This window comes from Cupriavidus taiwanensis (assembly GCF_900250115.1).
Taxonomy (GTDB): domain Bacteria; phylum Pseudomonadota; class Gammaproteobacteria; order Burkholderiales; family Burkholderiaceae; genus Cupriavidus; species Cupriavidus taiwanensis_B.
Window position 1 is genome coordinate 1 of the sequence record NZ_LT984803.1, and the last position, 23,443, is coordinate 23,443.

General features: G+C 60.3%; 17 protein-coding genes and 3 pseudogenes. 11 read left to right on the top strand and 9 right to left on the bottom strand.

The features are described from left to right. A partial coding sequence (locus tag CBM2586_RS31935; protein WP_240991460.1) for a hypothetical protein occupies positions 1-375 on the bottom strand: 375 nt, incomplete at its 3' end. 332 nt (positions 376-707) lie between these two features. Here CBM2586_RS31935 and dnaA point away from each other — a divergent pair. The 6 genes from dnaA to CBM2586_RS00030 all read left to right on the top strand — a co-directional run bounded on the left by dnaA (position 708) and on the right by CBM2586_RS00030 (position 11,618). After that, on the top strand, positions 708-2,480 hold the full coding sequence (gene dnaA / locus CBM2586_RS00005; RefSeq protein WP_115686550.1) for a chromosomal replication initiator protein DnaA: 1,773 nt from the start codon (positions 708-710) through the stop codon (positions 2,478-2,480). Between the two features lie 368 nt (positions 2,481-2,848). Continuing rightward, complete coding sequence (gene dnaN / locus CBM2586_RS00010) at positions 2,849-3,964, top strand: DNA polymerase III subunit beta (protein WP_115686551.1); 1,116 nt, start codon at positions 2,849-2,851, stop codon at positions 3,962-3,964. Between the two features lie 251 nt (positions 3,965-4,215). Continuing rightward, complete coding sequence (gyrB, locus tag CBM2586_RS00015) at positions 4,216-6,741, top strand: DNA topoisomerase (ATP-hydrolyzing) subunit B (protein WP_115686552.1); 2,526 nt, start codon at positions 4,216-4,218, stop codon at positions 6,739-6,741. 433 nt (positions 6,742-7,174) lie between these two features. Continuing rightward, positions 7,175-8,143, top strand: coding sequence for a DNA adenine methylase (locus CBM2586_RS00020; protein ID WP_172587043.1), 969 nt, complete (start codon positions 7,175-7,177; stop codon positions 8,141-8,143). Positions 8,144-8,170: 27 nt separating this feature from the next. After that, entirely contained in the window at positions 8,171-10,252 is a 2,082-nt protein-coding gene (locus CBM2586_RS00025) for an ATP-binding protein (protein ID WP_115686554.1), read from the top strand. Positions 10,253-10,262: 10 nt separating this feature from the next. Beyond that, positions 10,263-11,618: a hypothetical protein gene (locus CBM2586_RS00030; RefSeq protein WP_115686555.1), complete on the top strand. Its 1,356-nt coding sequence runs from the start codon at positions 10,263-10,265 to the stop codon at positions 11,616-11,618. A gap of 75 nt (positions 11,619-11,693) precedes the next feature. Here the strand turns inward: CBM2586_RS00030 and CBM2586_RS00035 are convergent, their stop codons facing one another. Further along, positions 11,694-12,308 carry a 3'-5' exonuclease gene (locus CBM2586_RS00035; protein ID WP_115686556.1) on the bottom strand — a complete coding sequence of 205 codons (615 nt, stop codon included), beginning with the start codon at positions 12,306-12,308 and terminating at the stop codon, positions 11,694-11,696. A gap of 366 nt (positions 12,309-12,674) precedes the next feature. Here CBM2586_RS00035 and CBM2586_RS00040 point away from each other — a divergent pair, with 366 nt between their 5' ends. Continuing rightward, positions 12,675-14,621: a DNA/RNA helicase domain-containing protein gene (locus tag CBM2586_RS00040; RefSeq protein WP_115686557.1), complete on the top strand. Its 1,947-nt coding sequence runs from the start codon at positions 12,675-12,677 to the stop codon at positions 14,619-14,621. Between the two features lie 419 nt (positions 14,622-15,040). Beyond that, positions 15,041-15,370: a DUF1484 family protein gene (locus CBM2586_RS00045; RefSeq protein ID WP_115686558.1), complete on the top strand. Its 330-nt coding sequence runs from the start codon at positions 15,041-15,043 to the stop codon at positions 15,368-15,370. 189 nt (positions 15,371-15,559) lie between these two features. Here CBM2586_RS00045 and CBM2586_RS00050 read toward each other — a convergent pair whose 3' ends face one another. The 3 genes and pseudogenes from CBM2586_RS00050 to CBM2586_RS31940 form a co-directional block, all read right to left on the bottom strand. Continuing rightward, positions 15,560-15,778 (bottom strand): hypothetical protein, encoded by a 219-nt coding sequence (locus CBM2586_RS00050; protein WP_115686559.1) that lies wholly within the window; start codon positions 15,776-15,778, stop codon positions 15,560-15,562. 293 nt (positions 15,779-16,071) lie between these two features. Next, positions 16,072-16,710 (bottom strand): annotated as a pseudogene (locus CBM2586_RS00055) (3-keto-5-aminohexanoate cleavage protein); the annotation flags it as partial. Positions 16,711-16,712: 2 nt separating this feature from the next. Further along, a pseudogene (locus tag CBM2586_RS31940) lies at positions 16,713-16,914 on the bottom strand (TauD/TfdA dioxygenase family protein); the annotation flags it as partial. A 233-nt stretch (positions 16,915-17,147) separates the two neighbouring features. Here CBM2586_RS31940 and CBM2586_RS00065 point away from each other — a divergent pair. After that, complete coding sequence (locus CBM2586_RS00065; protein WP_115686560.1) at positions 17,148-17,696, top strand: PAAR domain-containing protein; 549 nt, start codon at positions 17,148-17,150, stop codon at positions 17,694-17,696. A gap of 3 nt (positions 17,697-17,699) precedes the next feature. Continuing rightward, a complete protein-coding gene (locus tag CBM2586_RS00070; protein WP_115686561.1) occupies positions 17,700-18,395 on the top strand; it encodes a thioesterase domain-containing protein in 696 nt (231 codons plus the stop codon). A gap of 344 nt (positions 18,396-18,739) precedes the next feature. Here CBM2586_RS00070 and CBM2586_RS00075 read toward each other — a convergent pair. From CBM2586_RS00075 to CBM2586_RS00090, 4 genes and pseudogenes are all read right to left on the bottom strand, one after another. Then, positions 18,740-19,035, bottom strand: a pseudogene (locus tag CBM2586_RS00075) (aldo/keto reductase); the annotation flags it as partial. A 19-nt stretch (positions 19,036-19,054) separates the two neighbouring features. Next, positions 19,055-20,119 (bottom strand): 3-keto-5-aminohexanoate cleavage protein, encoded by a 1,065-nt coding sequence (locus tag CBM2586_RS00080; protein ID WP_115686562.1) that lies wholly within the window; start codon positions 20,117-20,119, stop codon positions 19,055-19,057. Positions 20,120-20,143: 24 nt separating this feature from the next. Next, positions 20,144-21,043, bottom strand: a complete 900-nt coding sequence (locus CBM2586_RS00085; RefSeq protein WP_115688578.1) for a TauD/TfdA dioxygenase family protein — start codon at positions 21,041-21,043, stop codon at positions 20,144-20,146. Between the two features lie 437 nt (positions 21,044-21,480). Next, positions 21,481-22,383 (bottom strand): aldo/keto reductase family oxidoreductase, encoded by a 903-nt coding sequence (locus CBM2586_RS00090; protein ID WP_115686563.1) that lies wholly within the window; start codon positions 22,381-22,383, stop codon positions 21,481-21,483. Between the two features lie 110 nt (positions 22,384-22,493). Between CBM2586_RS00090 and CBM2586_RS00095 the strand changes: the two genes are divergently transcribed. Further along, positions 22,494-23,396, top strand: coding sequence for a LysR family transcriptional regulator (locus tag CBM2586_RS00095; protein WP_115686564.1), 903 nt, complete (start codon positions 22,494-22,496; stop codon positions 23,394-23,396). Positions 23,397-23,443 lie beyond the last annotated feature (47 nt).

Below are 23,443 nucleotides of genomic sequence, written 5' to 3' on the forward strand. Positions count from 1 at the left end.
GGTCCGACGATTCTGGTTCTGTCTTAGCTGCCGGCCGTACTGACGCGTGTGCAGGTAGTGAAACCTGTTAGCGCGGACGGCACGAACAGGCCAGACCGGCGATGCGCATACGTGATCCCCTGCCGCATCGCAGAACCCGCCATTTAAACGATTTTCCGCCGCCCTGTCAAGGCGGAACTCTGTGTGCGACGGCACAATTGCCACACCGCCATGGCGCCCCCGGTGCCCCATTGTCCACAACAGCCGGTGGGTAACTGAAAGCGCCCCGAGCGCCACCTCCAGCGCGCTCATCCACAGGCGAAGTCCCTGTTTTGCCTGAATTTTTGATCGTTTCCACACCCCGGAAACCCGCATGGCAGCGGGGGTTGTGCACACAAATCCACTGCATTTGCACAAGTTGTCCACAGACTTATCCTTTGTGGATAACTCAGGGGCGGGAGTACAATCCGGGTCCAAACACAACACGGGCTGCGTGGCGCAGGCGCAACCCGGGCCCCCACCGCGACAACGCATGACTTTACGCACGCCAGTGCGGCGAGCCGGAAGGCTCGCTGGCGGCGGCATGGCATGCAGCGGTGCCCTTGCCGATGGGAATCTATTCCCAATACGGTCGAGGGCGGCCCGGATCGCGCGGCGCATACGCCGCCCGTGGCGCACCCGGTGCCGCTGGCAAGGCGGCACCGGGTGCGATCACCCAACAACAAACAATGCAAGATTTCTGGCAGGCGGCAGCCGCGCAACTCGAGCGCGAGCTGACGCCGCAACAGTTCAAAACGTGGATCAAGCCGCTGGCGCCCGTTGCGTTCGATGAAGAAACGCACGCGCTGCGGATTGCCGCGCCCAACCGTTTCAAGCTCGACTGGGTCAAGAGCCAGTTCTCCGGGCGCATCACCGCACTGGCCTGCGAATACTGGGAAGCGCAGGTCAGCGTCCAGTTCGTGCTCGATCCGGCCGCGTCGGGCCGTGCCGCCGCCTATATGCAGCCGGCCCAGCCCGGCATGGGTCCAGGACCGGGCATGGGCGGCATGGACGGCCACGCAGCACCGGGTACGGCCATGGCCGGCTATCCCGGCGCCCAGCCCGGTGCCCAGCCGTTGGGCGGCCAGCCTTCGTTTGCCATGCCCGGGCAGCCCGGCTATGGCGAGTACCCCACCGCACCCGCGTACGGCATGGGTCAGCCGCCATACGGCAATCCGGCCGGCATGCCGTCCGCAGCCCCGGTCCCGGCCGGCGCGCGCGCCCAGGCTCCCGGCATGGGCGGCCAGCACCCTGGCCAGCACCACCTGCAGCACAACGCCGACATGGGCGAGATCGACGTGGTCCAGATGGACCCCGCCGAAGCCAGCGCCCGCTCCTACCGCGCGCCGCAGCAGGCCCAGCACCCGCAGCACGCGCATGCAGCGATGGGCGGCGGCGCGCAAGGCATGCCTGGCCACCAGCCCAGCGACACGGTCCACGAGCGCTCGCGCCTGAACCCGATCCTGACGTTCGACAACTTCGTCACCGGTAAAGCCAACCAGCTCGCCCGCGCCGCCGCCATCCAGGTCGCCAACAACCCGGGCAAGTCGTACAACCCCCTGTATCTCTATGGCGGCGTGGGCCTGGGCAAGACCCACCTGATCCACTCCATCGGCAACCACATGCTGATGGAAAACCCGCGCGCGCGCATCCGCTACATCCACGCCGAGCAGTACGTGTCCGACGTGGTGAAGGCATACCAGCGCAAGGCGTTCGACGAATTCAAGCGCTACTACCACTCGCTCGACCTGCTGCTGATCGACGATATCCAGTTCTTCTCCGGCAAGAACCGCACGCAGGAAGAGTTCTTCTACGCCTTCGAGGCCCTGATCGCCAACCGGGCGCAGGTGATCATCACCAGCGATACCTACCCCAAGGAAATCACCGGCATCGACGACCGCCTGATCTCGCGCTTCGACTCCGGCCTGACCGTGGCGATCGAGCCGCCCGAGCTGGAAATGCGCGTGGCGATCCTGATGAAGAAGGCCGCCGCCGAGAACGTGAACGTTCCGGAAGAAGTCGCCTTCTTCGTCGCCAAGCACCTGCGCTCCAACGTGCGCGAGCTGGAAGGCGCGCTGCGCAAGATCCTGGCGTTCAGCAATTTCCACGGCAAGGACATCACCATCGAGGTGACGCGCGAAGCGCTGAAGGACCTGCTGACGGTGCAGAACCGGCAGATCTCGGTGGAGAACATCCAGAAGACCTGCGCGGATTTCTACAACATCAAGGTCGCTGACATGTACTCGAAAAAGCGGCCTGCCAATATTGCCCGTCCGCGCCAGATCGCGATGTACCTGGCCAAGGAGCTGACGCAGAAGAGCCTGCCCGAGATCGGCGAACTCTTCGGCGGCCGCGACCACACCACCGTGCTGCACGCCGTGCGCAAGATCGCCGACGAACGAAGCAAGGATGCGCAGCTAAACCACGAGCTGCACGTGCTGGAGCAGACGCTCAAGGGTTGATGGATGGCCTTCCCGGCCGTAGACCGGGAAAGGCGCATTTTGAAGGGCCGGCCCCCGAGGCTGGCATACTGTAGGGTGCGCGCCACGAACAACCCGTGGCGCCTGGGGAATCAACGTCAGCATCGCCGGAGCAAAAGTCCGGAAAGTGGCCACCGATAAGGCTTTGCGGTGAGTCGGGCCGGGATGGCAGGCGCGTTCAGTGCCAGCGTGGCTTTTTGTGCACAGCTGGCCCGCCAGCCGGTCCCGCCCCGCTTCACCGCAGCGGCTTATCCTTGGTACAATGGCACATTAACTCCTTGATTCCTAAGTGAATTTGGAGTTGTTTGCGTTCTGCGGTCGCCGACTACAAACGACGAAGGATAAATTCAATGCAATTGGTCAAAACCTCGCGAGACAACCTGCTGCGTCCGCTGCAAATCGTGAGCGGCATCGTGGAGCGCCGCCACACCCTCCCGATCCTGGCCAACCTGCTGATTCGCAAGTCCGGGTCGAACGTGTCCTTCCTGTCGACCGACATCGAAATCCAGATCACCACGCATGCGGAATGCGGCGTCGGCAACGACAGCGTCGCCACCACCGTGGCCGCGCGCAAGCTGCTCGACATCCTGCGTGCCATGCCTGACGGCGACGTGGCCCTGTCGCTCAACGACAAGCGCATGACCGTGCAATCCGGCAAGAGCCGTTTTGCCCTGCAGACGCTCGCCGCCGAAGAATTCCCGACCGTTGCCGAAGCCAGTGAATTCAACGCCAGCGTCACGCTGCCGCAGAAGACCTTCAAGCACCTGCTGGCGATGGTTCACTTCGCCATGGCGCAGCAGGACATCCGCTACTACCTGAACGGCATGCTGCTGGTGGTGGAAGGCAAGAAGGTCATGGCAGTCGCCACCGACGGCCACCGCCTGGCTTACTGCGGCGTGGAACTGGAACAGGAAGCCGCTGGTGTTGGCTCGCGCCAGGAAGTCATCATCCCGCGCAAGACCATCCTGGAACTGCAGCGCCTGCTGGAAGACAACGACGATCCGGTGACGGTGCAGCTGGCCGCCAACCAGGTCAAGTTCACGTTCGCCAATATCGAACTGATTTCCAAGCTGGTCGAAGGCAAGTTCCCTGACTTCCAGCGCGTGATCCCCAAGGGCTACAAGAACGCCTTCGCGATCGACCGCGTGCGCCTGCAGCAGGCGCTGCAACGCACCGCGATCCTGACCACCGACAAATTCAAGGGCGTGCGCTGCATCCTCGACACGCACATGCTCAAGATCAGCTCCACCAACGCCGACCAGGAAGAGGCGCAGGAAGAGCTGGAACTCGATTACTCGGGCGACGCGCTCGACATCGGCTTCAACGTGACCTACCTGCTCGACGTTCTTGCCAACCTCAAGACCGAGCAAGTGCAGGTCAGCCTCGGCGACTCGAATTCGAGTGCGCTGATTACCGTGCCGGAAGACGACAACTTCAAGTACGTCGTCATGCCGATGCGCATCTGATGATCCGGTAACAGGACACGCAGACCACGAGATACCGGAGCAGCAAACGGCACGCTTTGACACCCGGCCCCGGCCGGAACGTCCATGGGATGACCATCCCGCAGCGGGGGCAGGATCGGAACGATCCGCGCCCCTTTTGCCGTTTTTAGTAACCCGCCACGCGGCCCCTTCGCGCCCCGCCAGCATGCCCTGCATGCCGGCCCGGCCCGAACCCCGCCCGGCCACGACGCTTTGCCGCAAGTAGGAAAGACATGACCGAACAGCAGAAACCGCAACAGGAAAACACCTACGGAGCCTCCTCGATCCAGATCCTGGAAGGCCTGGAGGCGGTACGCAAGCGCCCGGGCATGTATATCGGCGACACCTCCGACGGCACCGGCCTGCACCACCTTGTCTTCGAGGTGCTGGACAACTCCATCGACGAAGCGCTGGCCGGCTACTGCACCGAGATCCAGGTCACCATCCACAGCGACAACTCGATCTCCATCGTCGACAACGGCCGCGGCATCCCGCCCCTGGTCAAGTTCGACGACAAGCACGAACCCAAGCGCAGCGCGGCCGAAATCGCCATGACCGAGCTGCACGCCGGCGGCAAGTTCAACCAGAACAGCTACAAGGTCTCCGGCGGCCTGCACGGCGTGGGCGTGTCCTGCGTGAACGCACTCTCCAAGTGGCTGCGCCTGACCGTGCGCCGCGACGGCCAGGTCCACCTGATCGAGTTCGCCAAGGGCGATGTGCAGAACCGCATCATCGAGACCGTGCCCGGCCCCGACGGCCAGCCCGTTGAAGTCTCCCCGATGAAGGTCATCGGCGCCACCGACAAGCGCGGCACCGAAGTCCACTTCCTGGCCGACGAAGAAATCTTCACCAACGTCGAGTTCCACTACGAGATCCTCTCCAAGCGCATTCGCGAGCTCTCGTTCCTGAACAACGGCGTCCATATCAAGCTGGTCGACCAGCGCACCGGCAAGGAAGAAGACTTTGCCTTCTCCGGTGGCGTGAAGGGTTTTGTCGAGTACATCAACCGCGCCAAGACCGTCCTGCACCCCAACATCTTCTACGCAAACACCGAAAAAGACGGCATCGGCGTGGAAGTGGCCATGCAGTGGAACGACGGCTACAACGAGCAGGTGCTCTGCTTCACCAACAACATCCCGCAGCGGGATGGCGGCACCCACCTGACCGGCCTGCGCGCCGCGATGACGCGCGTCATCAACAAGTACATCGAAGAGAACGAAGTCGCCAAGAAAGCCAAGGTGGAAACCACCGGCGACGACATGCGCGAAGGCCTGGCCTGCGTGCTCTCCGTCAAGGTACCCGAGCCCAAGTTCAGCTCGCAGACCAAGGACAAGCTGGTCTCGTCCGAAGTGCGCCTGCCCGTGGAAGAACTCGTCAGCAAGGCGCTGACCGACTTCCTGCTGGAAACGCCCAACGACGCCAAGACCATCTGCGGCAAGATCGTAGACGCCGCCCGCGCGCGCGAAGCCGCCCGCAAGGCCCGCGAAATGACCCGCCGCAAGGGTGTGATGGACGGCATGGGCCTGCCCGGCAAGCTCGCCGACTGCCAGGAAAAAGACCCGGCCCAGTCCGAACTCTTCCTGGTGGAGGGTGACTCCGCAGGCGGCTCCGCCAAGCAGGGCCGCGACCGTAAGTTCCAGGCCATCCTGCCGCTCAAGGGCAAGATCCTGAACGTAGAGCGCGCCCGCTTCGACAAGATGCTCTCCAGCCAGGAAGTGCTGACGCTGATCACCGCGCTGGGCACCGGCATCGGCAAGGACGACTACAACCTGGAAAAGCTGCGCTACCACCGCATCATCATCATGACCGACGCGGACGTGGACGGCTCCCACATCCGCACGCTGCTGCTGACGTTCTTCTACCGGCAGATGCCTGACATCATCGAGCGCGGCTATGTGTATATCGCGCAGCCGCCGCTGTACAAGATCAAGCATGGCAAGGAAGAGCGGTATATCAAGGATGATGTCGAGCTCAATGCTTACCTGTTGAAGCTTGCGATGGAGAAGGCTTCGCTGGTGCGGCCGGATGGGTCGGAGATCAGCGGGGATGCGCTGACCGAGCTGGCGCGGCAGTATCAGCTGACTGAAGGCGTGATTGGTCGTCTGTCGCGTATTGTGGATATGGACGCGCTGCGAGCTATTGCGGACGGCGTGACGCTGGATCTGGATAGTGCCGCGGCGGCTGAGGCTTCAGCGGTGGCGCTGAAGGCCAAGCTGGCGGAGATGCATGCCAAGACGTTGATTGGCGCCGCGGTCAACGACGATGGCACGGCTGATGTGTATGCGCAGTTTGATGAGAAGACTGACAAGCATCGGCTGATGATTGCGCGTCGTCATCATGGCAACGTGCGGCTGTCGCATCTGGATGCGGATTTTGTCCACGGGGCGGATTATGCGGCGTTGTCCAATGCAGCCAAGACGTTCCAGGGGCTGACGCCTGAGGGGACCAAGGTGCAGCGCGGGGAAGGGGACAAGCTGAGGGATCAGACTGTCAATGATTTCCATGGGGCGATGCAGTGGCTGCTTGCCGAGGCTGAGCGCGGCGTCTCGCGTCAGCGGTATAAGGGGCTGGGGGAGATGAATCCGGAGCAGTTGTTTGAAACGACCCTCGATGTTACGCAACGCCGACTGCTGAAGGTGCAGATTGAGGATGCTATTGCGGCTGACCAAATCTTTACCACCCTTATGGGGGATGAGGTGGAGCCGCGGCGGAACTTCATCGAATCTAATGCGTTGGTGGCGCGGAATATTGATGTTTGATTTGTGCTGCCACTTTAGTGCGGCTCTGTGCCCGAATATACCAAAGCCCTAACACAGTTACTCGGCTGCCTTGAGCGGCGTTGATTTGAAACATGCAGGAACCCGGCCGTTCGGCCGGGTTTTTTGCATTTTAATCGGTCTGGCATTTGCTCAGCAAACGTGGCGCGACACCTCGCGATGAACGGTAGAAGAACGACCGCCGATGGAATGAAAACGACCGAACCCCGACCGTACATCCCTGCCCTCCGTCTAGGGGAATGGATTCGCCGGCCATTTATGGGTAAGCTACATGGGACTCTAACTGCTCGTGCTCTCCTTCTGGCGGCGGAAAAAGTACGACGTGCAATAACTTCGCCATACAGTCGGTAGGGGAAGCGCATCGGGGCTGGCACTTTAGTCCTAAAGGAATAAGAGCAAAGAGGGAGCACGGATTTTGTCAACGAATACAAGAAGCATACTAAGATATCCCGGGAGCAAGGCTCGATTTAGCAATTTCATCGCGAAAACCCTCGTGTTGAACACGCCGAAGCCGCGGCTATTTGTCGAGCCGTTTTGCGGGGGGGCCAGCGTCTCGATTGCACTTCTCGAAAACGAAGTGGTCGAGGATGTGGCTATTAATGATGTCGACTCGTTGATTGGTGCGCTGTGGTCGACAGTGTTTTCCAAGGCCGGGGCGAATTGGCTTGCGGCTCAGGTCCAGACTGTGCCTCTGACGATTGAGGAATGGAAGCGGCAGAAAGCCTTAACCCCCTCGAGCATTCGCGAGGCTGCACTCAAGTGTTTGTTTCTGAATCGCACCTCGTTCAACGGGATCCTTCACAAATCGGGACCCCTCGGAGGGTGGGGGCAACGGAACATCAAGATAGACGTGCGGTTCAACCGCGAAAGGCTGGCGGCCCGCATTCTCGAACTTTGCAAGCTGCGTGCCCATGTCACAGTGTGCAATGAAGCCTGGAGTCACTTCTGCATGCGTTTCGTCGAGGACCAGCGCGCGATCTTCTACCTGGACCCACCCTACTTCCATAAAGCCGAACAGCTCTATGGGCACATATTCGACGAGACTGAGCATGAACAATTGCGTGACTTCTTGCAGGATTGTCCACAGCCGTGGCTTCTGTCCTATGACGATGCTCAGGAGGTGCGTGATCTCTACGCGGAGGTCACTACAAAAGCACGCGTGATCGACAACTCGTATTCGACCCACCCTCTCGGAGGCTGCTCCTTCATCGGTCGCGAACTGGTCTACACAAACATGGCGAGGCTTCCCGCGGCCGCCAAACGCGATGCCGAGCATGTGGGCATGACGGTAAAGAAGGCCGGGCGCGCGCGCGCGAGTAGCGATAACGCATTGAGGTTCCCCATTTCTCTGTCGGCGTCCGAATCTGCGGCGACGCCCCAATAAGTCAAACGAACTCGGGAGGAGAGTTGTATGGCCAACGGATTCATCAACAAAGTGTTGCCCACTGGATTGCTACAGCTCTTGGGCGATTACGCAACCAATCACGTTGGCTATGTCTACTCGATAGGCTTTACCGACGCGCTAGTGCTGACCAACGACCGCTGGAAGGAGAGCGTAGGCGGCATTCCCCACAACAGCTTCCTAGTGGCTACTGCCTTTAACCCGGCCGATCCCGCGTCTACCAAGAGCGAATTCGACCGCGAAGTAGTCTTGCTCCGTGTGCTGGGCCCCGCAGCCCTGCCATCGGACGGCGAGATGATCCGCACTCGCATTGAGCACAACCAGCGCCGCGAGGACAAAGACAAATTCCCAACCGACCAGTCCGACGGCTACGACGCACTAACGCAAAGCGAGCTACAGTTCGCCGGACTCGAGTGCCGCATCCTAGGTACTTTCTACCTCGAAGATGGCCAGTTGAAGCTCGGAAGCGACCTGGAGAACTACTTCGCCTCCACACGCCTTCGCGTCTACAAGCCTCGCGCCGAGGCTCTCCAGCAGATCGTGAACCACATCAATCCCGAGAAGATTGCGGCGATGGAGGCCGATGCCAAGGCCGCTGGCTTCAAGAACACCCCGACGGCGATCACCATCGGCACCGTGCGCTACACATCCACGGCCCGTTTGCATCGTGGCCCGCAAGAGCCCAAGGTCAAGGTCATGATCCAACCATCGGATTTCTTGGCGCGACGCACAGCGGTACTAGGCATGACCCGCACGGGTAAGTCGAATACGGTGAAGACGACGGTGGCGTCGGTTGCCATGGCCGCCAAGCGAGACGGCATTAAGGTTGGCCAGATCATCTTCGACCTCAATGGCGAATACTCCAATGCCAACCACCAGGACGACGGCAGCTCCATTGCTGAGGTTTTCCAGAGCGACTGCGTGCGTTACCGCGCGATCGACACGCCGGGCTTCGAAGACCTGCGCACAAACTTCTACGAGCAGCCGGCTGAGGCGCTGAACTTGCTCTCGAAGCTGCTGGTCAACGACCCATTCCGCAACCAAACGGACCTGCAACAGTTTCTCGATAGCGGTCTCGAGGAGCCGGATCCGACGGACATGTCCAACCACAAACGCTGGGAGCAGCGGGTGGCTGTCTTCCAGGCGATCCTGCAATCCGCAGGCTTTCCGGCGCCTGCTGGCTTTGTGGTGAAGTTCCCAGCAAACTCCACCGTAGTGCAAGCCGTGGAAGCCGCCGGAGGTCCCAAGCCGACGGCTATTGGCAAGGGCATATATTCGTTGCCTGTGAAGGATGCCGCCGAGTGGTTCCAGTCTGCTCGCGCGCTAAATTATCAGCTTCGTGATCAGCAGAAGCAGGCAAATCAGCCGACGAAGGGCTTTGTCAATTCCTCAGGCAATCCGTGGGTGGACCCGATGATGGAGTCCTATTTGAACGTGCTTGCGCGCGCAAATGCCACTGGCACATCGATACGCGGGTTCAGAGCTTTGGTGCCCTGCAAGGACTACCATTCGGCCAAGCGCCAGGGCGATGTGGTCAAGGAGGTAGTAGGCCATCTCTGGAACGGCAAGATTGTGATCCTGGATCTGTCTGCAGGCCCGGTCGACGTGCGCACAGTACTCTCGCGCCGCATAGCGCAGCAGATCTTTGATACCTCGTTCCGCGTCTATAACTCTGGGAAGATGCCACAGAACATCGTCATCTATGTCGAGGAGGCGCACAACCTGATTGGCAAGAAGGAAGAACTAACCTCGACCTGGCCGCGGATCGCCAAGGAGGGTGCGAAGGCTCGCATTGCTTTTGTGTATGCGACCCAGGAACCGTCGTCAATTCACCCCAACATCCTGGCTAATACCGAAAACTGGTTTGTCACCCACCTCAACAACGACGACGAGCTCAAGGCGCTCGGCAAGTTCTATGACTTCGCCGACTTCTCGGCTTCGCTCAAGGTCTCACAGGACGTCGGTTTCGCACGTATCAAGACGCTATCGTCCCCATTTGTGATACCAACACAAATTGACCGTTTCACCCCCGCTCTGCTGCAAGCCGAGCTTGGCAAGCTCGCGGACATGCAGTCCGGCACGGGCAAGTGAGGAGGCAGCAATGCCCTACGATGGACAGCAAGCCGGTAAGCGCGGGCACGCGGACCTGATCAAGAACAAGGATGTCGCAGACTTCCTTGGCCAGTGCACCTACATAAAGGCACCTGGTCCGCAGGAGGGTGAGGCAATCGCTGACACCTACTTGGAAGCGGCCATGGCTGATAACCCGCCGGGATTCGTGGCGGCCTCTGACTCAAGCCCATTCTCGGACCCGATCTCCAAGCAGTTCCCTAGCACGCAGGTCGGCTATGTGAAGACGAGCCTGATCGGCTTTGATATGCATCGCTTTGACGGGCTCTACCAACAGCACAGCAATTTTGTGGATCCGCACGCGGTGGCCGCAATCCACAACGATGCACACACCATTGCTTTCACGCTGCCCGGCTCCAACCTCTGCTACAAGGGCACCGCCACCGTACAGGACGGTTTCCGTCTGGCTGTCTTCGAGCAATTTTCCGACAATCGCACCCGCATCGACACGGGTTTGAACATCGCCGAGATGTTGCTATTCCTCGAGGGCGGCAAGGTCAAGGTCAGCAAGTGTCCGCGTTGCGGCGCAGAACACTGCTTCATTTTCTCCAAGGGCGAAGAGAGGGTGACTTGTCCGGGCTGCCAGGGCGAAGTGTTCTTGACCGACGCCCTGCGGCTACACGAGCAAATTTCGGATCACGGCGACAATAGCGCTGCAATCACGCGCTTCATGAACGCCGCCGAGCATCTGCAAGTGGCTGTTCTTGTCAAGTTCATGGCGGACAAGAACCTCGAGATGCTTGCGGATAGCGCCATCATGCTCGATGGACCACTGGCACTCTTTGGCCAGCCAGCCAAGTTTCACGCGAGCCTGCAGTGGTTCTATAACGATGTGTTCGACAAATGCCGAGCGAAAGGACTGGCCTCGCCGGTGATCATGGGGCTACAGAAGGAAGGGCAGGTAATGGAGCACGCGCGTTCGCTTGCCCAATACTTGAAGCCCGGGACATTTTCCGTGGTCTCCGATGCCTACCGCGACAAATACATCAACGGTATTCCAGCCCTCACCGAGAATTTCGGGCACGAGACATACTACGGGCAGGACTTCATCTTCAAGACAGCAGCGGGGCAGATTTTTGACTTCTGCTTGGCTTATCCCCTGTCCGACAAGAAGGATCGCGCGAGTTTTGCAAAGAAGAAGGCTGAACCACAGCGGTATGCCGAGTGGCTCCCACGGGCTTTCAAGCTGATTGACCACTTACAATTCGACCTCTATCAGAGTGCGGTGGTGCCGATCGCACTAGCCCATCGGCATGCATCTATTAGTTTGAAGCCCGGTGGAACTATGCTCAAAGTCCTAGCGAAGAAGCACTTAGAAGGGAAGTAAGCGATACCTTAGCGGCGTGGTCGTTGGAGTGCTGGACCCAAGCAGTATGGCGCCTGATGTGCATGTCTAGCTTGCTCAAATACGTGCAGCTAGCGATTGCAAGAGCGCGGGCACCTGCGCACGGGTCGTGATTTGCAATTGAGCAATAAGGTCGAAGTTGACTCGACGCAAGTTGTAGTCACAGGCAATATCCCGCTGCAACCGACTTAACAAATGGTTAGCCATTTCCGCGTCGGCCATCGCTCGGTGCGCTCGACCACCCTTGGGCAGCTTCAGCATGTCCGCAAGTGTTGGCAGCTTGTGATTCGGTGCATGCGGGTAGATACGTCTTGCAGCAAGCATGGTGCATGCAAAGCGCTGTTCAGTAGCTGATCCCACATGCTCTAACTCGGCCTTCCAGAATCGGCGATCGAAGGACGCGTTATGCGCTATCACAGAGTGCTTTCCAACGAACATGGCTGCCTCTCGCATCACCTTTGAGGCTCGTGGCGCCGAAGAAATCATCTCATTGGTAATACCAGTCAGACGAACGACGTCAGCGGGGATATGTTTCCCAGCATTCATAAGACTTTGAAATCGATCGACAATTTGGCCGTTGCGTACAAGCAGCACGGCGATTTCAGTGGCTCTATCCCCACTAGTGGGGGATAAACCGGTTGTCTCAAAGTCTAGAATCGCGATTGTTTCCATCGCTACCTCCTTCTCTGAGGCGGATCGCCTCGGCGCTGCACTCGGGGTAATCTTTGTCCTACCCATCGTGGATAGGGCTTAGGAGTTAGGACTGTGAACCAAACGTAATAAGATTACATGACCGGCGGCGACAGGATCAATCATGCTCAGGTCATCCAAAAGACGGATTGTATGGCCGACTGCTCTATCATGTAGATTGACCCTTGCCGCGCAAGACTGAGACACTCACAAAAATAGCATGAGACAGCGGGTAGGCTTAGTCGTTTCGAGCCCGAAGACGACTCCATTGGTATCCGTCGCGAATAAGGTACCTATCGATCCTCGATCTCTATTGCGTTTGTCCAAAATCTAAAATTCTTAGCCCCCATGGAAAATACGAAAATAGGATCGTGCGGATGGTTCGGTACGATTGATGCGTTCCTAAATACGAAGGCGTCGTCTGAATGGCTCCAGCATCTTTGTGATCACCATCTGGCATGCATGAATTCGAGTGCCGACGAGAGCCAAGTGTTGGCATGGAAAAACAGCTACGTTGCATTGACTGCCGTATTGCAACAGGTGCTTTGTCATCGGCCAAGTGCTGGCGAATGGTCGATCATTTTCGAGTATGAATTGCCCCGTGAGCGTGGCCGGCGACCGGATGTGATCATCCTAACGAGAAGCGTAGTTCTGGTTCTCGAATTCAAAGATTTTGGCCAAGTCTTCGAGACTCATGTCGATCAGGTCCGGGCCTACGCGCGCGATTTGCGTCATTATCACGCCGCCTCCCATCACAACTTGGTCAAGCCAATACTGGTGCTTACGAAGGCCACGAATTTGCTCAATGAGCGCGATGACGCCACGGTGGTGGCGCCAGATCAGTTGTCAGCGGTGCTAGTTTGCTCCGCCGATATGTTGGGTCCAGCAATTGAACCACGCGCCTGGGTCCAGGCCGACTACGCACCTTTGCCCTCCCTTGTGAGCGCGGCTCGGAGGATCTTTGAGCATGAACCCTTGCCTCAAATTCGACGGGCCCAAAGCGCAGGAATCCCGGAAACAATTGCGACCCTGGTTGATATTGCAAAACAAGCGCAAGCCCGTGGCGAGCGGCACCTCGCATTGGTAACCGGAGTTCCGGGGGCAGGGAAGACCTTAGTTGGGTTGCAGTTTGTGTATGCGAACCATTTTCAGGACGCGGATGCTGAGCGCAGCGCGGTGTTCTTGTCGGGCAATGGTCCGCTGGTCAAAGTATTGCAGCATGCCCTGAAGAGTACGATATTCGTGCAGGACGTACATGGCTTTCTGAAACAATACGGAGGTCAAAATGGACGTGTGCCGGAGGAGCATATCTGGGTCTACGACGAGGCGCAGCGCGCCTGGGACGCGCAGCGAGTGAACGAAAAGCGTGGTCACGCTACTTCTGAGCCTGAGGACTTTCTTCGCATTGGGGAGCGGATGAATTCCTGGGCGTTCATGGTTGGGCTGATTGGTGAAGGGCAGGAGATCCATTTGGGGGAGGAAGCTGGCCTCACCCAGTGGAACCACGCCATTGCAAACATGAGTCAACCTTGGATTGTTCACTGCCCAAGCAAGGTGTCCCATCTGTTTGCGGCTGCGGGGCGCGTCGAGACCTCGGGCAATTTGGACCTTACCAACACATTGCGCTCACATTTGGCAGATGACGTGCAACTATGGGTCCGACATCTACTTGAAGGCGACTTAGCTGCAGCCGCCAGGGCGGCACAACGGGTGACTCGCGACGGATTTGACATCTACGTCACGCGCTCCCTCCAGATTGCTAAGGATTATGTCACCCAGCGCTATCTAGGCAATCAAGAGAAGCGTTATGGACTGATTGCATCGTCAAAGGCAAAAAATCTACCAGAATGGGATATCCAGAACGGTTACAACTTCACAAAGAATTTGCGAGAAGGGCAATGGTATAACGACCCGCCACATTCGCGCCTTTCGTGCTGCCAACTGCGTGATGTGGCGACAGAATTCGCCTGCCAAGGTCTGGAATTGGATTTTCCTATCGTTGGCTGGGGAAGCGACCTGCTTTGGAGGGGGGCGGCCTGGGCAAGTCCACCTCAACGTCGCTCGTCGGCTAGAGATCCGCACCAACTGCGGATCAACAGCTATCGAGTGTTGCTAACGCGTGGTAGAGACGGATTTATTGTTTTTGTTCCGCCGGAGTCCACTATGGATTCTACATACGAGGCTCTCGTGACCGCAGGATTGCGAGCACTAATAGAAGCGAATGGCGCTAAGCGACTTGACAGTGAGAACGATGGCGTGGCCGATGAGGTGCGAAGCCTAGGTTTGAGAGCGTGAAAGCCGGCAGGCATGGGTTCCGAGCTCATTCCCTTGCAACGCCGCCAATGGCTCTCCTATCTTCCACGTCAGGAAGCCCTCGCAAGCATCGGAAGGCCAAGACTTCGGCTTTGCTTACGACCGCCCGAATGATGCTTTGAGAGTTCGCTGCATTGTTCCGTACGGGGGGCATTGGAAACTGGCAGTGTCACCACAGCAATGGTTGACCAGGTTTGACAGCCTGAATCCATGCAAGCCGGACGAGCCACGAGGCGGTATCCTCTCGTCTTTCGCCTATGCATGCCTTTACGGGCGAGCCGCGGCGGGGGAGCCCTCGGGCTCGCCGGTCCTTGCATCCGGCCTGTCAACCCTGCTTCGTGCTCGCCCACCCGATTGACAGCGGACGGCGGGCCTCTTTCACCGATGCAAGGAGGTTCGCAATGCAACCCACTACCCCGGCTCCCCAAGAGCCCACTCTCGCCCAAAAGCAAGCCCAACTAGCCGAAAACCTGGCCAAAGCCGACCGCGCCCAGTTCCGCCGACGCGCCAAAGCCACCCCACTGCAACCCAGCAAAGCCGCGACCCTCGAGGACCACATCCTCGAAGCCAGCGACGACCTCCTGCGCGTCAGCGCCGGCCTCCAATCCGTCCTGACCATGCTGGACCTGCAGGCCGGCGATTCCCCCGATAGCATCGGCCTCCACGCCCTGCTTTCGCCGCTCAAACAGCAAATCGACCAAAATGCCGACCGCCTGCAGGCGCTTGTCTGACGAGGGACAGGCCCGCGCAATGCGGGCCTGAAAGCAAAACGGCGCGAGCCAACTGGCCTCGCGCCGTTCTGGTTCTGGCACCAAGGTAGCGCTGCAAGTTGATACTTCGGTGTCCCTCAAGATCCAGCCGCTGATCGCTGAGACCTACTCATGCAAACACATTTCAATTGCACCGGATCAGGTGGCGCTTTATCCCTTGTAGCCATACAAGCTTCCGGCCAGAAGGCGTGCACAGGCCCACGTTGCGATCAACCAGAGAATGGATTCCCACCCTCGGCCGGTGACCATCAGCCAACCGGCCCACAGGAAGCCGACGAGACCCAGCACCAAGGTGCAAATGATGCGAGCGAGTGCAATGCGCCAGCGCCAAGGCATCGGGGCGGGTTTCTTTTCATCGTTGTCGGTCATTGCGTCTCTCTGCGTGGATTGAATCCGCTGTTTTCGAGCACATTCACTTGCGCTGACACAATCACCCTATGTCGTTTTGTTCACTCTTTCGGTGCGCGCGGGCACGTTCCGGGGGCTTCAATACCACTAGCGACTTTAATGTCCGTCGATTGGACTCAACGCATCAAGCTCCTTAGGGCGGCTAAAACATCTCCGACGTTTCGGGGGCGGCACAGCGGGCGGGCCGGGCGGTGCCCGGCATAGCGTCGCCAGCGACCGGCGACTATCAACAGCTTGTGAGCGGCGACGGCCGGCTATCGGCGGCCAGCGTGCCGCGTGAACCCGACCTGCCCCGGCTTGCGGTTCGCCGCGAACCCATTCTCCGCCAGCGTTTCATCCGCGCTGTCATAGAACCTGCCGATCTTGTAGATCTCGCGCGCTTCCTTCCCGTTGGCCACGTCGCGGCCGAACTCGCGCGACATGCGCACGAGCTGCTCGATCTGCTCCAGGGTGCCCATCTTGCGGTCGCGGCGCTGGGTCCAGATGTTGTCCTCGATGCCGCAACGCACATGCAGGCCCATGGCGATCGCCATCATGTTCAGCGGCAGCACGTTGAGCATGGAAGTTTCCAGCGTCAGCACCGAGCCGTTGGGGCAGGCACGCACGAAGTTCGCCAGGTTGTAGAGGTTGGGCGCTTCAAAGCCGCCGCCAATGGCCACCCAGGTCAGGATCAGCGGCACATTGCAGGTGCCCTTGCGCATCATGCGCTCCACCGTTTCCAGCTGGGCGATGGTGGCGAGCTGGAAGTGGGTCTGGATGCCGTTGCTGCTGAGGCGGCGGATGTGTTCTTCCACCCATTCCGGCCCGGCGGGAATGGTCATCTCGCGATAGGCGCGGTAGTTCGCCGGCTCGGCAAGCGAGGTGCCGGCCACGTCGGCCGCGCACATCTGCTCGTGCTTGCCTCGATGCTGTGGCCGCCACGTAGGCCGGCGATCTCCGTCTTCACCTGCGCGGGCAGGTTCTCGTAGGCGAGCACCATGTTGGCCCACATGGTGTCGGCCCCGACTGCCGGGCCTTCCAGGCAGCGCAGCACGCAACCCATGGGCGGCGCTTCACACCGGGTCGCACCGGTATGGCCAGGCGTTTTCGTAGCGATCCGTTTGCGCCGCTATCCCGAGTAGTGGCGCAATACATTGACAGGTGGCGTGTCGTGTTAGTCATGGCGAACATCTTGAACGCGCAGGCCGAGAATCAAGCGCAACGTCTTGCGGAAAATTCCACGAATTTTGTGGACTATTCGCATGCCCAGCGAATTCACGTTCCGATATAGCTGAGAGGCTTCGCCTATATCGCTGTATTGACCTGAACCTGAACGCCCTGGAGAGCTGCCATGCCAGATTTTCGTTATGCCTTGCGGAACGGAGACAAGACGAGTACAGGCGGTGTGCTCATCGCCGCTGGAACAAACATGTCACATCACGGAGCGGTTGTCGGCGTCGAGGGTGACTATGCCACTTGCCCGGCATGCAAGAGCGGCGGACGCGTGATGAACGATTGCTATCCATCTTTTGATATCGGCGGAAAGCAGATTCTCGTGAGCGGCGCGCGGGTCTACTGCAAATGTGCAAGAAGACCAGTTGTCCTGCCGTCGCAAGCGGACTTCGCGATTGAAGTGAACAACACGGGAGCAGGCGCCGCAATGCCGATGCCAGAAGCCGTTACCGCATGGCCTCTCTTTCAGTGCAACAGCCCTCAGTACGACCAGCAAATTCAATTGCTGGACGAGGTGACATGCGAGCCGTTGACCAACCGGAAGTATCGGGTGACGGGACCCGTTGGGTATTTCGAAGGGCGTACAGATGGCGCTGGGTTCACCAGGCAGTTCGCCGCCGATGTCGCTGACATCGCGAAACTGGAAATCTTCGGAGAGGACGCCTGAGACATGCAACCAGTAAAGACCGCAAATGTTCAGCTGACGCCGATTGAGGATAGGAATCCGGTCAAGATCTATCTGCTCCGACCCCGTGGTACGCTTTATTGGGGCGGCGCAGGGCTTGACGGCCCCTATGTTCAGCCGCAACTCGCAGCATTCCGCAAGGCAGGCATGGCGTACTGCTTTGCAGGTTTGACGAATTCAGCGACTGCGGACATTCCGGAAGCCCTGAAGCCAGCTGGAACCATATTGGATGCGATTCGCTCCGGCATGAGCATCCGCTACCGTGATGACGGCGAGTGGACGATCACCAGTGGCATGGCCGCGGAGGCGCCACAATTCAACCTGATCGGATATAGCTACGGTTCCCTGCTGGCGGCGCAGACTGCGTGGTCCTATGCGCGCGCTGGCCATGTCATAGACCACCTCGTGCTGGTAGGCTCACCGATAGACAAGGATTTCTTGACTGACCTCCAACAGCACAAGAGCATACGAAAGGTTGTGATAGCCGATCTGACACGCTTTGGCGATCCCATCTATGCAGGCATGCCATGGGCTTACCTCGTAGCCTGCGCACCCTTGCTGGCCAGGCAAATGGTGGCGGGGCGAGGGGAGGGTCATTTCTACTATGCCCATGTCGTCGGCGACAGCGAGCAGCGATGGGCAACGCTGGCACAGCGGCTGGCATCAGAGGGATTGCGATGAGCGTCAAGCCGCTGCTTTTGCGCTGTGTCGATCTGGTGGCCGCGCTCCTGGCACTGGATGGAATCATTTACGCGGCGGCAATTCTGTTGACGCCGTTTCAGCGAGCCGACCTGTATACCGGTGCGCCCGTTGTGTATCTGGCTACTGCCCTGCTGGTGGCGGCGTTGCTGCTGCTCCTGGGATTGGTCATGCTAGTCATCGCGTGGATCAGGCGGCATACGTTTCGCAGGCGTTTGGCCGCGTCTTACATCGGTGGCGCGACGGTATTCGCACTCGGCCTCGCGCTTGGCCACGGTTGGATTGCATTTCGGCTTTCGTGACGGAGGATGGATATTTGTTTGATCCATCCGCATCGCCGTCGTCCCGATCGCTTCCGCCACCTTTGACATTCCCGCCGACTGAATCGGCGGGAAGCCGCCAAGCGGAAAGAGCGGTACGAACGCAATCCCTTGCTCCGCCAGTTCATCCACCAGCGCATCATCGCCACGCTGCACCAGGTTGTACTGGTTCTGCACGCAGGCAACCGGCGCAATCTTCTGCGCCTGCGCCACCTGCGCTGATGTCACGTTGCTCAGTCCGATGTGGCGGACCAGCCCTGCCTTTGCAGCTCGGCCAGCGCGGTGACTTTCCTTCTGCAGCTCGTGAGCGGCGACGGACGACTACCGGCAGCCAGCATGCCGCGTGAACCCGACCTGCCCCGGCTTGCGGTTCGCCGCGAACCCATTCTCCGCCAGCGTTTCATCCGCGCTGTCATAGAACCTGCCGATCTTGTAGATCTCGCGCGCTTCCTTCCCGTTGGCCACGTCGCGGCCGAACTCGCGCGACATGCGCACGAGCTGCTCGATCTGCTCCACGGTGCCCATCTTGCGGTCGCGGCGCTGGGTCCAGATGTTGTCCTCGATGCCGCAACGCACATGCAGGCCCATGGCGATGGCCATCATGTTCAGCGGCAGCACGTTGAGCATGGAGGTTTCCAGCGTCAGCACCGAGCCGTTGGGGCAGGCACGCACAAAGTTCGCCAGGTTGTAGAGGTTGGGCGCTTCAAAGCCGCCGCCAATGGCCACCCAGGTCAGGATCAGCGGCACATTACAGGTGCCCTTGCGCATCATGCGCTCCACCGTTTCCAGCTGGGCGATGGTGGCAAGCTGGAAGTGGGTCTGGATGCCATTGCTGCTGAGGCGGCGGATGTGTTCTTCCACCCATTCCGGCCCGGCGGGAATGGTCATCTCCCGATAGGCGCGGTAGTTCGCCGGCTCGGCCAGCGAGGTGCCGGCCACGTCGGCCGCGCACATCTGCTCGACCACGTTCATCTGGTTGGTGTTGATGGCGATCGTCACCTGGTCCGGCGTCGGCTTCAGCTCCGCCAGCATGTGGCGGGTATCGTCCGACAGCCACCTGGCGACGTCGCCTTCGTTCTCGGGCGCAAACGAGATCGAGCCGCCCACCTGCAGGATCATGTCCGGCACGCGGGCGCGGATGCCGGCCAGCAGTTCGTTGAACTTGGACAAGCGCTTGGAGCCCTTGCCATCGGCTTCACGCACATGCACGTGCAGCACGGTGGCGCCGGCGTTGTAGCAGTCCACGGCCTTCTGGATCTGTGCCTCCATCGTCACCGGAATGTCTTCCGGAAAGTCGGCAGGCATCCATTCCGGACCGTAAGGCGCGGCGGTAATGACCAGCTTCTGCTGGTTCTCGGGGAACAGCGAACCGTCGATGAAATCCATCTTTGTCTCCTGCGGATAAGTGCTTCAGGCCAGTGCGGTTTCGGGGGTGCGGGCGCTGAGGTCGCGCTCGCCGATGCCAAAGGGCTTGTCGCCGATGATGCCGGCGCGCTCCATCTTGCGATGGCAGGGCGCGTAGTCCATCACCGCGTAGTGCTGGGTGCTGCGGTTGTCCCAGATGGCCATGCTGTTGGGCTTCCAGCGCCAGCGGACCTGGTACTCGGGGATGAACGCCTGCGACACCAGGTAACGCAGCAGGTCGGCGCCGCCCGGGTTGTAGTCCTGGCCGTAACGCACGTGTGCCGGGGTGTGGAAGTTGGTGAAGTGCGTGGTGAAGGCGTTGACGAACAGGACCTTTTCACCGGTCTCGGGGTGGATGCGCACCACCGGGTGTTCCGGGTCGGGGTACTGCTCCTTCAGCGCCAGGCGCCGTTCGATCGGCATGGCGGCGCCAAAGCTTGCCTCGATGCTGTGGCGGGCACGCAGGCCGGCGATCTGGGTCTTCACGTGCGCGGGCAGGTTCTCGTAGGCGAGCACCATGTTCGCCCACATGGTGTCGGCCCCGACTTCCGGGCCTTCCAGGCAGCGCAGCACGCAACCCATAGGCGGCGCTTCACGCCAGGTCGCATCGGTATGCCAGGCGTTCTCGTAGCGATCCATCGGCTGGTCCGGGCGCTTGTAGATCTGCACCAGGCCAGGATATTGCGGATGGCTGCCGGCGACCGGGTGATCTTCCAGCTGGCCGAAGCGCTCGGCAAACGCGACGTGCTCGGCGCGGGAAATGTCCTGGTCACGCAGGAACAGCACCTTGTGCTGCAGCAGCGCGGCGCGGATCTCGGCGAACAGGCCGTCATCGTGGATGGCATCGTTCAGGTCCACGTCGACCAGTTCAGCGCCAATGCTGGCGGTCAGTTGTTCTACGCGCATCGTCAGGCCTCCGTGCGGGAAATGATGGATGCCGGGCATGCCGCACTTGTCGGATGCGTCGGGCATGTCGAACACGCGATGTCGTGCCCTGCCGGGCGATGGGAAATGCTGGTTTGGTTCACGCTTTGTCTCCTGCCGTATCAGTGGGGTAAATCAACGCGTCTGGCGTTGGATGAAAATTACTGTTCGCGGCAGGGTGGAACTTTGCTTTACGTGCCAAACGCCTTGCGTCTAGTGCCAGGCCCAGCGTCAGGGCGGGTGCGATTTGATCGCCGTCAAATTTTTGGTGCGCACAGCAGCCCCCGCGCAACGCGAGCCTGAAAGCAAAACGGCGCGAGCCGACTGGTCTCGCACCGTTCTGGTTCTTTCATGTGAAGTGCCGCAAGCTGAAGCCTCAATACGCTCTCAAGGTCCAGCCGCTGATCGTTGCAAGGGACTCACGCAACCGCATGCCCGCGCATGGCTCCGCCAATCGCATCCAGCTCCGCAAGCACGGCATCCGTCAACACAATCTCCGCCGCCTTCAGGTTCTCCCTCAAATGCCCCACCGACGAAGTCCCCGGAATCAGCAGCACATTCGGCGCCCGGTGCAGCAACCAGGCCAGCGCCACCTGCATCGCCGTCGCCCCGATCCCTTCCGCTACCTTTGACAACGCCGCCGACTGAATCGGCGTGAACCCGCCAAGCGGAAAGAACGGCACGAACGCAATCCCCTGCTCCGCCAGTTCATCGACCAGCGCATCATCCCCGCGCTGCACCAGGTTGTACTGGTTCTGCACGCAGGCAACCGGCGCAATCTTCCGCGCCTGCGCCACCTGTGCCGATGTCACGTTGCTCAGTCCGATGTGGCGAACCAGCCCCTGCCTTTGCAGCTCGGCCAGCGCGGTGACTTCCCTTTCGATCGATCCTTCCATCGGCGCATGGACATCCCCCATGAGCCGCAGGTTGACGACATCCAGCACCTCCACGCCCAGGTTGCGCAGATTGTCATGGACCGCCTGCCGGATGGCCTCCGGCTCAAGCGCCGGCAGCCACGAGGCGTCTGCGCCGCGGCGGGCGCCTACCTTGGTGACGATCACCAGGTCATCCGGGTAAGGATGGAGAGCTTCGCGGATGAGCTGGTTGGTGATGTGCGGGCCGTAGAAATCACTTGTATCGATGTGGTTGACGCCGGACGCGACGGCTTCGCGCAGCACGGCGATGGCGGCGTCACGATCCTTCGGCGGACCGAATACGCCGGGCCCGGCGAGCTGCATGGCGCCGTAGCCCATGCGGTTTACGGTGCGGCCGGCAAGCGTGAAGGTGGTGGCGGGGCGGCGAGGTTGGTGCGTGGGGGACATGGCGCTCTCCTTGATTCGGTTTGGCTGAGGTGGCGCCAGTATGGTCAGCGTTGCAGTGTTTGATAATCCGGCCTAGATTGAATGGGCTGTTTCAAAATTTGAACACTGAGATGGAATTCAACGATCTGGCCGCGTTCGTGTCAGTGGCCCGCGCCGGGGGCTTTCGGGATGCGGCGCGGATCAGCGGCGTGTCGGCGTCAAGCCTCAGCATCGCCGTGCGCCGCCTGGAGTCGAAGCTGGGCCTGCGCCTGCTCAACCGCACCACGCGCAGCGTCGCCCCGACCGAAGCGGGGCTGCGCCTGCTCGAGCGGCTCACGCCCCTGTTCAGCGAGATGGAGTCCGCGCTGGACGTCCTGAACGCCTTCCGCGACAAGCCCTCCGGCACGCTAAAGCTGAACGTGCCATCGAGTGCCGCGTGGACGGTGTTGCCAGCCATCCTCCCGCCGTTCCTGGAGGCCTACCCCGACATCCGTGTAGAGCTCGTGGTCGAGGATGGATTCGTCGACGTGCTGGCCATCGGCTGCGACGCCGGCATTCGCTACGAAGAGCGGCTCGAGCAGGACATGGTCGCCATCCCGATCGGGCCGCGCGTGCAATGCTTCGCGACGGCGGCAACGCCTGGCTATCTCGACCGGCACGGCAGGCCGGAGCACCCGCGCGATTTGCTCTCCCACGTCTGCTTGCGCGGGCAGTTCGCCAGCGGGGCCACGCCGCCGTGGGTGTTCGAGCGGGATGGGGAGGAGTTGCGGCTGGATCCGCCGCACCGGTTGCTGATCCGGCCCGCCGCGTCGATCGACCTGGCGATCAGTACGGCACTGGCTGGCGTTGGGGTCATCCACATCTTCGAGGGCAAGCTGCGGCCGTATCTCGACAGCGGGGCGCTGGAGCCGGTTCTTGAGCCTTGGTGGCAGAAGTTCTCAGGGCCGTTTCTTTACTATCCGGGGCGAAGGCATCTGCCGGCGCCGTTGCGGGCGTTCGTGGATTTCTTGAAGGCACTGGGGCCAGCGGATTGAGCGCGCCAACGGGCACGTCGGTCGCCATCGAGCTGGTCAAGTCGATG